Below are 13155 nucleotides of genomic sequence, written 5' to 3'. Positions count from 1 at the left end.
ACCCCCGCAACTCGCCCCCAATTCATGCAAGATAATGAACAGACCGAGCGAACAGATACCAAAGCATTACTTATCGCAGTTCGCAGGGGCCTGTATGGGCCTTCGCAAGCCGCCGTTGTACGACGTCCACGCGGACGCCGGGGCGACGTTTACCGAGTTCGGCGGATGGGACATGCCTGTGGAGTACGACTCCATCAAGGCCGAACACGTGGCCGTCCGAGAATCGGTCGGCATCTTCGACGTTTCGCACATGAGCGAACTCGAGGTGTCCGGCCCGGACGCGACCGCGCTGATGCAGCGCCTGACGACGAACGACGTGACGGCCCTCGAACCGGGTGATTCGCAGTACTCGGCCATCGTGAACGACGAGGGCGTCATCATCGACGACACCGTCGTCTACCGACTCCCCGACCGCGACGAGCGGGTCTACCTCTTCATCCCGAACGCCGGCCACGACGAGGAGATGTACGACCGCTGGACCTCGTTCCGCGACGACTGGGACCTCGACGCCACCGTCGAAGACGTGACCGAGGACTGGGCGATGTTCGCGGTACAGGGCCCGGACGCTCTCGATTCGGTCACCGACGCCGCGCCCGACGCCGCCCTCGGCGACCTCTCGAAGTTCCAAGCGACGTTCGCCGACGTGGCGGGCGTCGAGTGCTGGGTGGCCCGGACGGGCTACACCGGCGAAGACGGCTTCGAGGTCCTCTGTCCGTGGGACGACGCCGAGACCGTCTGGTCGGCGCTCGACGCGACCCCCTGCGGGCTCGGCTCCCGCGACACGCTCCGACTGGAGATGGGCTACCTGCTCTCGGGACAGGACTTCGACCCCGAGACTGAGCCCCGGACCCCCTACGAGGCCGGCATCGGCTTCGTCGTCAAGCTCGACACCGAGTTCGTGGGCCGCGACGCCCTCGAACAGCAGTCCGAGGCCGGTGTCGACGAGACGTTCGTCGGCTTCGCCCTCCTCGACCGCGGCGTTCCCCGACACGGCTACGACATCGCCGACGAGGACGGCGAGGTCATCGGCGTCGTGACGAGCGGGACGATGAGCCCGACGCTGTCGGAGCCCATCGGCCTCGGCTACGTCCCCGTCGAGTACGCCGACGACGAGACCGAGATTTCGGTGCTCGTCCGCGGCCGCGAGAAGCGCGCAGTAATCGTGACACCTCCCTTCATCAACTGACAATGTTCGAAATCCCTGACGACCGGAAGTACCTGGAATCGCACGAATGGACCACCACCGAGGGCGACGCCGTCAAAATCGGCATCTCCGACTTCGCGCAGGACGAACTGGGCGACGTCGTCTTCGTCGAACTCCCCGCCGAGGGCGACGAACTCGCCGCCGGCGAGGAGTTCGGCGTGGTCGAGAGCATCAAGGCCGTCTCGGACCTCTACGCCCCCATCTCGGGCACGGTCACGGCCGTCAACGAGGAGCTGTTCGACGCCCCGGAACTCCTCAACGACGACCCCTACGGCGACGGCTGGATGCTCGAAGTCGAACCGGCCGACGCGAGCGAGTTCGACGACCTCCTCTCTCCCGAGGAGTACCGCGAGCAGACGGAGTGAGATGACGGCTGGAAACGGACGGCGGGTCGGAAGCCCGTACGCCCCACACACCGACGCCGACGAGGAAGCGATGCTGAACGCCGTCGGCGTCGACAGCGCGGAAGCCCTCTTCGACATCCCCGATGAGGTCCGCTTCGACGGCGAGTTCGGCGTCCCCGGCACCGACGAACAGGAACTCAGGAACGCCATGGCCGACCTGTTCTCGCGCAACGAGGAGCTGACGGAGTTCCTCGGCCGCGGCCACCACGCTCACTACGTGCCGGCGCTGGTCGACGACCTCTCGCGGCGCTCGGAGTTCCTCACCTCGTACACGCAGTACCAGCCCGAAATCGCGCAGGGCTTCCTGCAGGTGCTGTTCGAGTACCAGTCGATGCTGGTCGAACTGACCGGGCTCCCGGTCGCCAACTGCTCGATGTACGACGCCGCGACGGCGCTCGCCGAGGCCGCGCTCCTCGCGAACCGCCTCCGCCGCGGCGCGAGCGGCCACCGCGTGCTCGTCCCCGAACACCTCCACGAGGGCCGTCTCGGCGTCTTGGAGAACTACCTCGACGGCGCGGAGATGGAAATCGGCGAGTACCCGATGGACGACGGCGCGGTCGACGTCGAGGCCCTCGCGGACCTCGTCGACGACGAGACCGTGATGGTCTACGCCGAGACCCCGACGGTCCGCGGCGTCATCGAGGAGCGACTCGCCGACATCGGCGACCTCGCCCACGACAACGACGCGCTGTTCTGTCTCGGAAGCGACCTCGTTGCGCTCGCCCTGCTCGAAGAGCCCGCGAGCGTCGGTGCCGACGTGGTCGTCGGCGAGGCCGGCGCGCTCGGCCTCGGAACGTCCTACGGCATGGGCCTCGGTATCTTCGCCACCCGCGAGGAGTACCTCCGGCAGGTCCCCGGCCGGCTCGTCGGCGTCTCCGAGGACAGCGCGGATATGCGGGCGTTCACGCTGACGCTCCAGACCCGCGAACAGCACATCCGCAAGGAGCGTGCGACCTCGAACATCTGTACGAATCAGGCGTGGGTCGCGCTCCGCACCGCCATGCACATGGCGTGGCTCGGCCCCGACCGCCTCGTCGACCTCGCCGAGCGGGCCGTCACCGACGCCCGCGACCTCGCGGCCCGGTTGGACGAGCTTTCGGGCGTCAAGGCCCCGCTCTACGACCGCCACCACTTCCGCGAGTTCGTCGTCCGGACGGACCAGCCCGCGCCCGCCATCACGAACGACCTCGCGGGCCGCGGCTTCGCGGTCCACGCCCTCGACGACCACCGCCTGCAGGTCTGTATCACCGACGCGAACGCCGACGCCGCGGACGGACTGGTCGCGGCCTTCGAGGAGGTCATCTGATGAACTTCGACCAAGCCCGATTCAGCCGCGACGACGAGTACGAACCGCTCCTGTCCGAGAAGGACAGCACGACCGTCGAGGTCGATTCCGAGGGCGTCCTCCCCGACGACCTGACCCGCGACGAACTGACGCTGCCGGCGCTGTCTGAGCCGCAACTGGCGCGCCACTACACGCGCCTGTCGCAGATGAACTACAGCGTCGAACTCGGACCGTACCCGCTGGGGTCGTGTACGATGAAGTACAACCCCTCGTTCACGGAGGACGTGGCCGCGGACCCCAACGCCGGGGTCCACCCCGACCGCTCCGACCGGACGATTCAGGGGACGCTCGGCCTCCTGCACGGCCTGCAGGAGTACCTCGCTGACATCGGCGGCATGGACGCCGTGACGCTCCAGCCCCCGGCGGGCGCAGCGGGCGAGTTCACGGGCATCCTCGTCGCCAAGGCGTACCACGAGTCGCGCGACGACGACCGCTCGGAGATTATCATCCCCTCGTCGGCCCACGGGACGAACTTCGCGTCGGCCGCGATGGCCGGCTACGACGTGGTCGAACTCCCGTCCGACGACGACGGCCGCGTCGACATGGAGGCGCTCGACGCCGCCATCTCCGAGGAGACGGCCGCGCTCATGCTCACGAACCCCAACACGCTCGGGCTGTTCGAGCGCGACATCGTCGACATCGCCGAGATGGTCCACGACGCGGGCGGCCTGCTGTACTACGACGGCGCGAACCTCAACGCGCTGCTCGGCCGCGCCCGCCCCGGCGACATGGGCTTCGACATCATGCACTACAACGTCCACAAGACGTTCGCCACGCCCCACGGCGGCGGCGGCCCCGGTGCGGGCCCGGTCGGCGTGGTCGAAGAGCTCGCGGAGTTCCTCCCGAGTCCGATGGTCCGCGAGACGGCCGCCGGCTACGAGCAGTACGAACCCGAGTCGTCTATCGGCAAGGTCCACGGCTTCGCCGGCAACTGGCTCGTCCTCGTGAAGGCGTACGCCTACATCGCCCGCCTCGGCGACGCGGGCCTCGCGGACGCCAGCGCCAAGGCCGTCCTCAACGCCAACTACCTCGCCTCGCAGATAGACCTCGAAGTCCCGTACGGACCGTTCCACCACGAGTTCGCGGCGACCTCGGGCGACCGCGACGCCGCCGACGTGGCGAAGCGCATGCTCGACTACGGCGTCCACCCGCCGACGACGAAGTGGCCCGAACTCGTCTCACAGGCGATGCTCACGGAGCCGACGGAAGTCGAGGACAAGGCGTCGCTCGACGACCTCGCACACGCCTTCAACGCGGCGTACGCCGACTCCGACGAGGCGCTCGAAACCGCGCCCACGAAGACCAGCGCCCGCCGCATCGACCAGGTGTCCGCCGCGCGGAACCCGCGGCTCTCGTGGCAGGCGCTCGGCGACGGCGAATAACGAGAAAACCCTTTTTCGCGGCTTACGCTTCCGCTTTCGCGTACGTCTCGATGTCGTCCGTGATGTGGATGTAGCCGTAGTCGCACTCCGTGCAGTGCCACTTCGTCTTCGTGCCGAGGTGAATCTCCATGCTGGCGGCGAGGTAGAACGTGTCGTTGCCGCAAGCCGGGCATTCGCGCTGGATTTCGAGGTCGCTCATGGGGTCGAATCCGTGGTAGTCGTTGTTGAAGATATTGGTTCGCGGGCGGGAGCGAACCACGATAAACCAATTACGACGATATGAAATCCGTCTCGGCGGCCGAATGCCCGCAATGGCGAGCGCCGGCTCCAGCCTCCGCTGAAACCGTCCCGGCGACGGTAACTATCTGATATGATAATTTGGTACACAGAGCTTTACCCGGTCAGTCGCAGGTCGAGTACAGATGAGTCGGACAATTCTGTGCGTCGATAACGCCGACCGAGTCTCCTCGGTCGCCGCCGCAATCGATGCCGAAGAGACGTTCGAGGCAGTCGAAGCGACGACCGTCGAAGCCGCCCGCACGGCGCTCGACGAGCGCGCTGTCGTCTGCGTCGTGACCGGATACGAACTCGACGACGGGAACGGGCTCGAAATCGCCCGCGCAATCCGTGAAACCGCGCCGCAAACGCCCTGCGTGTTGTTCACCGACGTGTCGCCCGGAGCGATAGACACCGCCTCCTTCGAGGAGGTGCTCTTGGAGTACATCAACCGCGACCTGCCGGACGCGCGCGACCGACTGACGTACGTCGTCGACGACGTTATCAATCACAGCGCGCAGGTGGGCTTCCTCAAGCCCGACGACGAAGAAGAGCGCCTCGACGCGCTCGCGTCCTACGACATCGACGAACTGCCCATCGAAGAGAGCTTCGACAGACTCACCGACCTGATAGCGAGCCACTTCGGGACGGCCATCGCGTTCATCGGCCTCGTCGAGGCGGAGGCGGAGGACATCGTCGCGTGCCACGGCGGCGACTGGGACCGACTGACCCGCGAAGACACCATCTGTACCCACAGCATGCTCCAGGAGGACGTGATGGTCGTCGAAGACATCCGCGAGGACAAGCGGTTCAGCGAGAACCCCCATCTCTCGAACCTCGGCATCCGCTCGTACGCCGGCGCGAACATGACCACGCCGGACGGGCACGTCATCGGCCAAGTGTGTGTCATCGACGACGTCGTCCGGACCTACGACGCCGAGGAGCGCCGCGAACTCCAGCAGTTCGCCGAGACCGCGATGGAAGTTCTCGAACTGCGGCAGTCCGTTCTCGAATCCCGCGCCGCGCCGGCGGAGGTCGGCCAATGAGCCTCTCGACCGCGGAGCCGTTCAGCGCTGGCGACATCGCGCCGGACGGAATCGACAGCGGGACGAGCATCCTCCTCGTCGGGGACGACTCGGACGCGCTCGAATCGGTGTTCTATCGACTTGTCGCCGCGGAAGAAGACGAGCGAAGCGTCGTCTTGGCGACCGACGACGGCGGGCGTTCGGTCCGCCGCGCGCTCGACCGACAAGTGCGGGGTGCCCGTTCGCGCTCGTCTGTTCTCGCCGCCACCGGAGCGACCGGCGAGGGCGTCGAACCGATAAGTGACCTCGCCGACCTCACGAAACTCGGGATGAGCTACTCGATGCTCCTCTCGGAGTCCCAACAGGAGACCGCCCGGTTCCGGTCGGGAATCTTCCTCTGTTCGTCCATCTGCGAGGCCGTCGACGACGTGCGCTCGGTCTACCGGCTGTTGAACTCGAACTTCCTGTCCGAACTCCGCCGCGGCGAGGGCATCGGCGTCTGCGCGCTCGATACGAGCAGCGACATCGGCGCGAGCGTCCAGAGCGTCGTCGCCGGGATGAAGACTTCGTTCGGCGTCTGCATCGAGGTCGAAGCGACCGGCCGACGGGAGGCGACGCTCACCGTCTCGGGACTCGCCGGCGTCGACGAGACGCTCACCGTCTCGATATAGGCGGTCGACGAGCGAGTGCGACGGGGACCCTGTCGGCCTCGCGCACCTATCCGTGAAGTGTTATTTCCTTCCGGACACAAGCGACCGACGTGTCCATCACCGCTATCGAGCGACCCCGCGTACTGCTGTTTTCCCTCCTCGCCGTCGTCTTAGGCGGCCTGACCGTTCGGGCCACCGTCGGCGGCCACGACCCCGTGCAAGCGCTGCTCCTCGCCTCGCTGACAGGGTACGCGGTGACGGGGCTGTTGTTCCACCGGGTTCCGAACGTCGAGCGCCTCGCCGCGGTCCCGCTCGGCGTCATCGGCGTCGCCGCCTACGCGGTCGGCGCGCCGACGGACCTCCCGGTGCTGTTGGTTCTTCTCGGCGTCGGGGGAGCGGTCGACCTCCTGTGGGACCCGACCGGGAACGTCCAAGGGAGCCAGTCGGACTGAGCGCGGGCGAGGAGACAGGTTGAATATCGTGACACTCGGTGAACATGATGTGCCGCTAGCAATCGAGACCGAGTCGCTCCGGAAGGAGTACGGCGACACCGTCGCAGTCACAGGGCTGTCTCTCCGAGTGGAGTCGGGGAGCGTCTACGGATTCCTCGGTCCGAACGGTGCGGGGAAGACGACGACGATGCGCATGCTCACGACGCTGACGGCGCCGACGAGCGGTCGCGCGCGCGTCGCCGGGGCGTCCATCGAGGACAGGGCGTCGGTGACGAGTCGAATCGGGTTTCTGCCGGACGTTCCGCCGCTGTACGACGAACTCACCGCGCGCGAGCAGTTGCGGTACGCGGGCGGCATCCGCGACCTGCCCGCCGAGACGATTCGCGAACGGGTTTCGGCGCTTCTCGACCGATTCGACCTGTCCGACGACGCCGACCGCCGCCTCGGAGAGTACTCCCGCGGGATGCGAAAGCGCGTCGGACTCATTCAGATACTCTTGCACGACCCCGACGTCGTGTTTCTCGACGAGCCGACGTCCGGACTGGACCCGCGGTCGGCGCGGACGATGCGCCGCGTCATCGAAGACCTGGCCGACGACGAGACCACCGTGTTCCTCTCGTCGCACCTGCTCACCGTCGTCGAGGCGCTCGCGGACCGAGTCGGCGTCATTCAGGACGGACGGCTCGTCACCGAGGGACCGCTGGACGCGGTGAAACGCGAAGCGCAGCGCGACGGGGAGTCCGAAGGGCTCGAAGCCGCCTTCCTGGAGATGACCGAGGGCCGGAGCGAGTGACCGATGGAGACGATGGTTCGGCAGGTCGGACACGTCGTTCGCGTCCGCGCCCTCCGCGGGGTCCGACGAGCGCGCGACCGCCCGATGGTGTCTGTGCTCTATCTCGCCGCGGTCTCGTTCGCACTCCTCGCGGTCGTCGGCCGGCTCCCGGTCTCCGGCTACGAGGCGGTCTGGAGCGACCCGGGTGCGTACGCCGCCGGCGTCGCCGTTGCGGATGGGAGGGGTGTCGGCGCGCTCGGCACCGCGCGCGGGCTGTCGGGACTGTTAGCAGTCGCGACCTGCTACGGTGTGCTCGTGAGAACGGCCCAACGAGAGGACGACGAACGGACTGACCACCGGCGTCTCGCGCTCTCCCCGACGGCGTTTTTCACCGCGGAGCTCCTCGACCAGCTCGCGTTCGCCGGCCGGCTCGTCGGCGTCGTGGGCGTCGCCGGTGGCGTCGCGTTCGCCGCCGGGGCGGCGTCACCGACGACGGCCGTGACTACGCTCGTAGCCGTCGCGGCGCTGGTCGCGACGGCCGTCGCGGTGACGTTCCCGGTCGCGCTGGGAGTCCGATCGGCGTTCCGTCACTATCCGCGAGTGCGACGGCACCGGCTCCTCCTCGGCGCGCTCTTGGTCTCGGTCGTGGGCTTCGCGTTCGTTCGAACCCGGTCGTCCTTCGCGCTCCTGAGCGGGCTCCCGGTCGGTTGGTACGCCGACCTCGCGCTCGTCGGCGCGGGCGTCGGTGCCTCGGGCGGCCGCGCCGTCGCCGCCCTCGTCGGGACGCCGGTCGCGTGGTGGCTCGGAATCGCCACGGCGCGCCGGATAACTGACTATCAACGGGCGGACGCTGGAAAGGCAGGGGAAACGCGGGGAGACCCGGCAATTGTAACCCGGCTTCGGGTCGCCGGCGGCCGCCTCGTCTCCCGCGTCGCCTCGCGGCCGACGGCCGCCGTCGCCCGCGTCGTGTGGCTCCGACTGTGGCGCGAACCGCGCGCACTACTGTTCAGCGGACTCGTCGTCGGTGCCACCGCGGGGGTGGGTCTCGTGGTCGTCGAGACGCTCCCGACCGCACTTCCGGCCGTCGTCGCGACGTACGTCGCGGTCGCGACGGGCGCGGGAGTGACGCTCGACCCGCTCGGCACCGAAGGCGCCGCGCTCCCGCTCACGCTCACGGCACCCCACGGGCGCGAACGAGTCGTGACGGGCTACGCGCTGTCGGCGGCCATTCCGGGGACCGCGCTGTCGGCGGCGGCCGGACTCGGAACCGCGCTCGCGATTGGCGCTTCCCCGGCGGCCTGCGCCGGCGCGGCGCTCGTCGGCTCGATACTGGGTGCGATAGCTCCCGTCGTGTCGCTCGCGGCCGGTCTTCGGCTTTCGCCGACGGACGCGGCGACCGGCTCGCGGGGCGTCGGACTCCCCCCGCTCGGGGCGCTCTCGGCGTTCTCCGTGGTCGTCGCGCTCATCGGGATGCCGGCTATCGCCGCGACCGCCGCCATCGAGAGCGGTTCGATGTCTCTCTCGACGGCCATGACGGTCGCCGTCGCCGCGACGGCGCTTCTCGGACTCGGCGCGGGCTGGTACGCGTTCCGGGACGCGGTCGGGCGACTCGACCGGTACGAACCATGAGCAGCCTCGAAACCGCCGAGCCGACGGACGGAGCGAAAAACGCGAGCGACGTTACAGGTCGGAGGACTCGATACTCCCCAGTTCGGGCGTCGCGTCCTCTCCGGCGCGCGCCTGCAACTTACCGACGGCGACGGAGACGACGTAGATGCCGACCGCGAAGAGGACGATGACGCCCCCTGCGGTGGCCTCGCCGTAGTAGGACGCGCCGATGCCGAGGAGCACGGCGAGTTCGGCGAGAACGACGGAGACCAGAAGCGACTCGGAGAAGCTACGGGAGACCTGCGCCGCGCCCGCGACGGGGACGACGAGCATGGCGGCGACGAGGATGACGCCCATAATCTGCATCGCGCCGACGACGACCAGCGCGGTCAGCATGACCATCACGCGGTTGTACCACGTCACCGAGATGCCCGAGACGGCGGCGGCCGTCTCGTCGAACGTCACGTAGAGCAGTTGGTTGCGCGTGAGCGCGACGGTGCCGACGATGACGGCGAACAGCACGAGCAGGATGGCGGCGTTCTCCGCCGAGACGGTCGAGAGGTTGCCGAAGAGGTACTGGTTGATGCCGACCGCGAGGCCGCCCGCGTTGAGGCTGATGAGGACCGTGCCCAGCGCGAACCCGGTCGAGAGCACGATCGCCATCGACACGTCGTTGTAGGCGTCGGTCGCCTCGGAGATGAGTTCGATGAGGAGCGCCGCGATGACGGCGACGACGACGGCCGTCAGGTACGGCGAGACACCGAGGCTGAACACGCCGTTGAGAAAGAGCCCGATGGCGACCCCGGCGAAGGCGGTGTGGGCGAGCGCGTCGCCGATGAGCGCGAGCTGGCGGTGGACGAGGAACGTCCCGATGAGCGGAGCCATCACGCCGATACAGAGGCCGACGAGGATGGCGCGGTGCATGAACGCGTAGTCGAGGAAGCTGAGGCCGGTCGCGTCGCCGACGGCGAAAAGCAGGTCGGACCACAGCGCGAGGACCCAGTAGAGTGGCGCGAGGACGGCGTCCAACGGCCCCGCCTGCAACGCGGCGAACAGTTCGACGGGTATCACGCGCGACCACCGCCCGAACCGCCCGCGAACGAGGCCGCCGTCCCGAACGCCCGCGCGAGCGCGTCGCTCTCGACGAACTCGTCGGTCGGACCGTCGAAGTAGACCTCGCGGTTGAGACAGACGACGCGCCGGGCGTGGTCGGTGACCGCGCCGAGGTCGTGTTCGATGAGGAGAATCGTGATGCCCTCCTCGTTGAGCGCTTCGAGCAGGTCGTAGAAGGCGTCGACCGACTCGGCGTCGACGCCGACGGTCGGTTCGTCCAAGACGAGCAGGTCCGCCTCGCCGGCGAGCGCGCGGGCGATGAAGGCGCGCTGGCGCTGGCCGCCGGAGAGCTTCGTCACCCGACGGTTCGCGAAGTCGGACATCCCGACCGTGGCGAGCGCCTCGTCGACGATGCGGTGGTCCTCCGCGGAGAGTCGACCGAAGCCGACGTGGGGGAACCGCCCCATCTTCACGACCTCGCGGACCGTGATGGGCATCTCCTTGGAGGCGCTGGCGTGCTGGGCGACGTAGCCGATTCGCGCGCCGTCGTCGAAGGCGTGCGAGGGCTCGCCGAACAGCCGCGCGGTCCCCTCGTCGGGCCGGAGCAGGCCCAGGATGAGCTTCATCAGCGTCGATTTCCCGGAGCCGTTCGGCCCGACGATGGCGACGTACTCGCCGGGGTCGATGCGGAGCGAGATGTCCTCCACGACGGGCGTCGCGGTGTACCCGAACTCGACGTCCGCGAGTTCGACGAGCGGGCCGGACGAGCCGCGGCCGTCGTCGGCGGCGTCGTCGGCGACGCCGGTGTCGGCGGACTCAGCGGTTTCCGCGGACTCGCCGTTCCGGAGGGCGCTCATTCGAAGTTCCTCCACGCGTCGGCCCAGCCGTCGGGGCCGACCTCTTCGGGCGACTTGTTGCCGAGGACGACCTCGAACGTGGGCATGTTGATGTTGTACGCGATTTCCTCGTATCCCCAGTCGTTTTCGACCCAGTCCTCGCGGACGCCCGCGTAGGGGGTGACGGGGAAGTACGCCTCGACGGGCGTCTCGGCGATGAGCTGTTTCGCGGGGCGGCGCGTCTCGAAGACGCCCGCGCCGATGTACTTGATGTCGTTTTCCTCGATGACGCGCTTCGCCTCGGTGATGTCCGAGGGCTTCACGTCGCCGCTGGCGGCGAGGTTGACGACGAGCGGGCGCATCTCGACGCCGTAGCGGACGCCGATGTACTGGAAGGCGTTGTGGGCCGCCAACTGGACGACCTTGCGCGACGCCCGGTCGAAGATGTCCTGGTAGTCGCGGTCGATGCGGTCGAGCACGTCGGCCTTGTACGCGTCGGCGTTGTCGCGGAAGGTCTCTTCGTACTCGGGGGCGAGTTCGACCAGCCCCTCGGTGATGTTGTCGACGGCGGTCTTGGCGCGCCGCGGGTCGAGCCAGAAGTGGGGGTCCTTCCCGCGGCCCTCGCCGACGCCCTCCTCGTCGCGGTCGAGGCTCGCGGCGAGTTCCACGAGTTCGACGCCCTCGCGGACGTTGATGAGCTGGGTGTCCACGTCGTCGTCCTTCAGCGTCTGGATGGCGCGGTCGGCCCACGGCTGGAAGTCTTCCCCGACGTGGACGAACGCGTCGGCCTCGATGATGTCGCGCGTGACGCTCGCGTCCGGCTCCCAGCCGTGACCGTGGAGGCCGGTCGGAATGAGGTTCTTGAGCGTCACCGGCGTGTCGGCCGCGACCTTGCGCGCGAAGTCGTAGAAACTGAAGAACGACGCGACGACGACGAATTCGTCTTCCGACTCGGACCCGCCGGAGGCGTCGTTCGAGCCGGTGTTCGAGCCATCGCTTCCGCTTCCCGCTCCGCCACCGCCGAGACAGCCGGCGAGGCCGGCCGTCAGCAGACCGGAACCGGCCGCGACGACCGACCGCCGAGAGAGTTTGGGGTCGGCCGAATCTGCGTTAGTGTTCATCACTATGTGAGATAGATGCAGGCCACCATATAGATTTGTTGCTCTAAGGTTGAATTTTGACGCGTCTAATTCATCTGGTGGCGAACCGCAACGGCTCGCGGGACACCGACGACGCGACGGTCGAGACGCGGCGGTCGGGCCCATCGGCGTGCAAATCTCTTTGAGTCGGCGCGCCCAACGGCGGGGCATGGGAATCGAACTCTACGCGCTCGACGGCTGTCCGTACTGCGAGAAGGTCCACGACGCGCTGTCCGAGGCGGGCGTCGACTACGAGACGCAGTGGGTCGACGCGCTCCACTCGGACCGAAACGAGGTCAAGCGCGTGAGCGGCCAGCGCGGCGTCCCCGTTCTCGTTGACGGCGACCGCGGCGTGACGATGTCCGAGAGCGAGAACATCCTCCGGTTCGTCGACCAGACGCTGGCATGAAGATATACACCGGCCGCGGCGACGAGGGGATGACCGACCTGCGGGACATGACCCGCGTGTCGAAGACGAGCCACCGCATCGAGGCCTACGGGACGGTCGACGAGGTGAACGCCCTCGTCGGGACCGTCCGCCCGACCGGCCACGACGACGTGGACGACGTGTTAGAGGCCGTCCAGAACCACCTCCACATCGTGCAGGCCGACCTCGCGAACCCCGACCCCGACGAGGACGACCCGCAGATAGCCGCCGACCACGTCGACGAACTCGAAGCGTGGATAGACGAGGCCGACGAGGAACTCGACCCGCTCACGTCGTTTATCCTCCCCGGCGGGAGCGAGACGGGAGCCAAGCTTCACCACGCCCGCGCGGTGTCGCGGCGGGCCGAGCGCCGCGTCGTCTCGCTCGCGGCCGAAGAACCGGTCAACGAGGAAGTCGTCGCGTACCTCAACCGCCTCTCCGACGCGCTGTTCGTCTTCGCGCGACTGGTCAACAAGCGCGACGGCGTGCCCGAGGAGTCGCCGACGTACTGAGTCCGAGCGCCCGCTTCACCCGCCGGAGTCGGCGCGGTCGCTCACGAGGATAATGGGACCAGGACGGACG

15 protein-coding genes are annotated in these 13155 nt (G+C 68.2%); 11 read left to right on the top strand and 4 right to left on the bottom strand.

What is annotated here, in order from left to right; translation table 11 throughout:
• Positions 1-94: 94 nt before the first annotated feature.
• Genes gcvT through gcvPB form a run of 4 tightly spaced genes read left to right on the top strand, consistent with a single transcriptional unit; the run spans position 95 to position 4335 of the window.
• Positions 95-1186, top strand: a complete 1092-nt coding sequence (gcvT, locus tag ABY42_RS11980; RefSeq protein WP_050459605.1) for a glycine cleavage system aminomethyltransferase GcvT — start codon at positions 95-97, stop codon at positions 1184-1186.
• A 2-nt stretch (positions 1187-1188) separates the two neighbouring features.
• On the top strand, positions 1189-1569 hold the full coding sequence (gene gcvH, locus ABY42_RS11975) for a glycine cleavage system protein GcvH (protein WP_004975279.1): 381 nt from the start codon (positions 1189-1191) through the stop codon (positions 1567-1569).
• Position 1570: 1 nt separating this feature from the next.
• Complete coding sequence (gene gcvPA, locus ABY42_RS11970; protein ID WP_049905084.1) at positions 1571-2914, top strand: aminomethyl-transferring glycine dehydrogenase subunit GcvPA; 1344 nt, start codon at positions 1571-1573, stop codon at positions 2912-2914.
• A complete protein-coding gene (gene gcvPB, locus ABY42_RS11965; protein WP_050459604.1) occupies positions 2914-4335 on the top strand; it encodes an aminomethyl-transferring glycine dehydrogenase subunit GcvPB in 1422 nt (473 codons plus the stop codon). Before gcvPA ends, gcvPB begins: the two co-directional genes overlap by 1 nt.
• A gap of 22 nt (positions 4336-4357) precedes the next feature.
• On the opposite strand, the gene ABY42_RS19865 is transcribed toward gcvPB, so the two are convergent.
• The gene (locus tag ABY42_RS19865; protein WP_004969725.1) at positions 4358-4534 is read right to left on the bottom strand and encodes a DUF7838 family putative zinc beta-ribbon protein; all 177 of its coding nucleotides are present in this window, start codon (positions 4532-4534) and stop codon (positions 4358-4360) included.
• A 223-nt stretch (positions 4535-4757) separates the two neighbouring features.
• Here ABY42_RS19865 and ABY42_RS11955 point away from each other — a divergent pair, with 223 nt between their 5' ends.
• The 5 genes from ABY42_RS11955 to ABY42_RS11935 all read left to right on the top strand — a co-directional run bounded on the left by ABY42_RS11955 (position 4758) and on the right by ABY42_RS11935 (position 9139).
• Positions 4758-5657, top strand: coding sequence for a GAF domain-containing protein (locus tag ABY42_RS11955; RefSeq protein ID WP_050459603.1), 900 nt, complete (start codon positions 4758-4760; stop codon positions 5655-5657).
• The gene (locus ABY42_RS11950; RefSeq protein ID WP_004975293.1) at positions 5654-6307 is read left to right on the top strand and encodes a DUF7504 family protein; all 654 of its coding nucleotides are present in this window, start codon (positions 5654-5656) and stop codon (positions 6305-6307) included. The genes ABY42_RS11955 and ABY42_RS11950 overlap by 4 nt, the downstream gene beginning before the upstream one ends.
• Positions 6308-6396: 89 nt before the next feature.
• On the top strand, positions 6397-6738 hold the full coding sequence (locus ABY42_RS11945; protein ID WP_004975295.1) for a hypothetical protein: 342 nt from the start codon (positions 6397-6399) through the stop codon (positions 6736-6738).
• A 49-nt stretch (positions 6739-6787) separates the two neighbouring features.
• On the top strand, positions 6788-7531 hold the full coding sequence (locus ABY42_RS11940) for an ABC transporter ATP-binding protein (protein WP_004975297.1): 744 nt from the start codon (positions 6788-6790) through the stop codon (positions 7529-7531).
• A 3-nt stretch (positions 7532-7534) separates the two neighbouring features.
• Entirely contained in the window at positions 7535-9139 is a 1605-nt protein-coding gene (locus tag ABY42_RS11935; protein ID WP_050459602.1) for a hypothetical protein, read from the top strand.
• 51 nt (positions 9140-9190) lie between these two features.
• Here the strand turns inward: ABY42_RS11935 and ABY42_RS11930 are convergent, their stop codons facing one another.
• Genes ABY42_RS11930 through ABY42_RS11920 form a run of 3 tightly spaced genes read right to left on the bottom strand, consistent with a single transcriptional unit; the run spans position 9191 to position 12128 of the window.
• A complete protein-coding gene (locus ABY42_RS11930; RefSeq protein WP_004975302.1) occupies positions 9191-10189 on the bottom strand; it encodes a metal ABC transporter permease in 999 nt (332 codons plus the stop codon).
• Positions 10186-11028: a metal ABC transporter ATP-binding protein gene (locus ABY42_RS11925; protein ID WP_050459601.1), complete on the bottom strand. Its 843-nt coding sequence runs from the start codon at positions 11026-11028 to the stop codon at positions 10186-10188. The genes ABY42_RS11930 and ABY42_RS11925 overlap by 4 nt, the downstream gene beginning before the upstream one ends.
• Positions 11025-12128, bottom strand: a complete 1104-nt coding sequence (locus ABY42_RS11920) for a metal ABC transporter substrate-binding protein (RefSeq protein ID WP_004975306.1) — start codon at positions 12126-12128, stop codon at positions 11025-11027. Before ABY42_RS11920 ends, ABY42_RS11925 begins: the two co-directional genes overlap by 4 nt.
• Positions 12129-12315: 187 nt before the next feature.
• Here ABY42_RS11920 and ABY42_RS11915 point away from each other — a divergent pair, with 187 nt between their 5' ends.
• Together ABY42_RS11915 and ABY42_RS11910 are read left to right on the top strand one after the other, a co-directional pair.
• Positions 12316-12555, top strand: coding sequence for a glutaredoxin family protein (locus tag ABY42_RS11915; protein ID WP_004975309.1), 240 nt, complete (start codon positions 12316-12318; stop codon positions 12553-12555).
• The gene (locus ABY42_RS11910; RefSeq protein WP_004969720.1) at positions 12552-13085 is read left to right on the top strand and encodes a cob(I)yrinic acid a,c-diamide adenosyltransferase; all 534 of its coding nucleotides are present in this window, start codon (positions 12552-12554) and stop codon (positions 13083-13085) included. Before ABY42_RS11915 ends, ABY42_RS11910 begins: the two co-directional genes overlap by 4 nt.
• The last annotated feature ends 70 nt before the right edge of the window (positions 13086-13155 follow it).

It is taken from the genome of Haloferax gibbonsii, from assembly GCF_001190965.1.
Lineage (GTDB): Archaea > Halobacteriota > Halobacteria > Halobacteriales > Haloferacaceae > Haloferax > Haloferax gibbonsii.
Note: the sequence above shows the minus strand (reverse complement) of the source record. Positions and strands in the feature narration are given on the sequence as shown.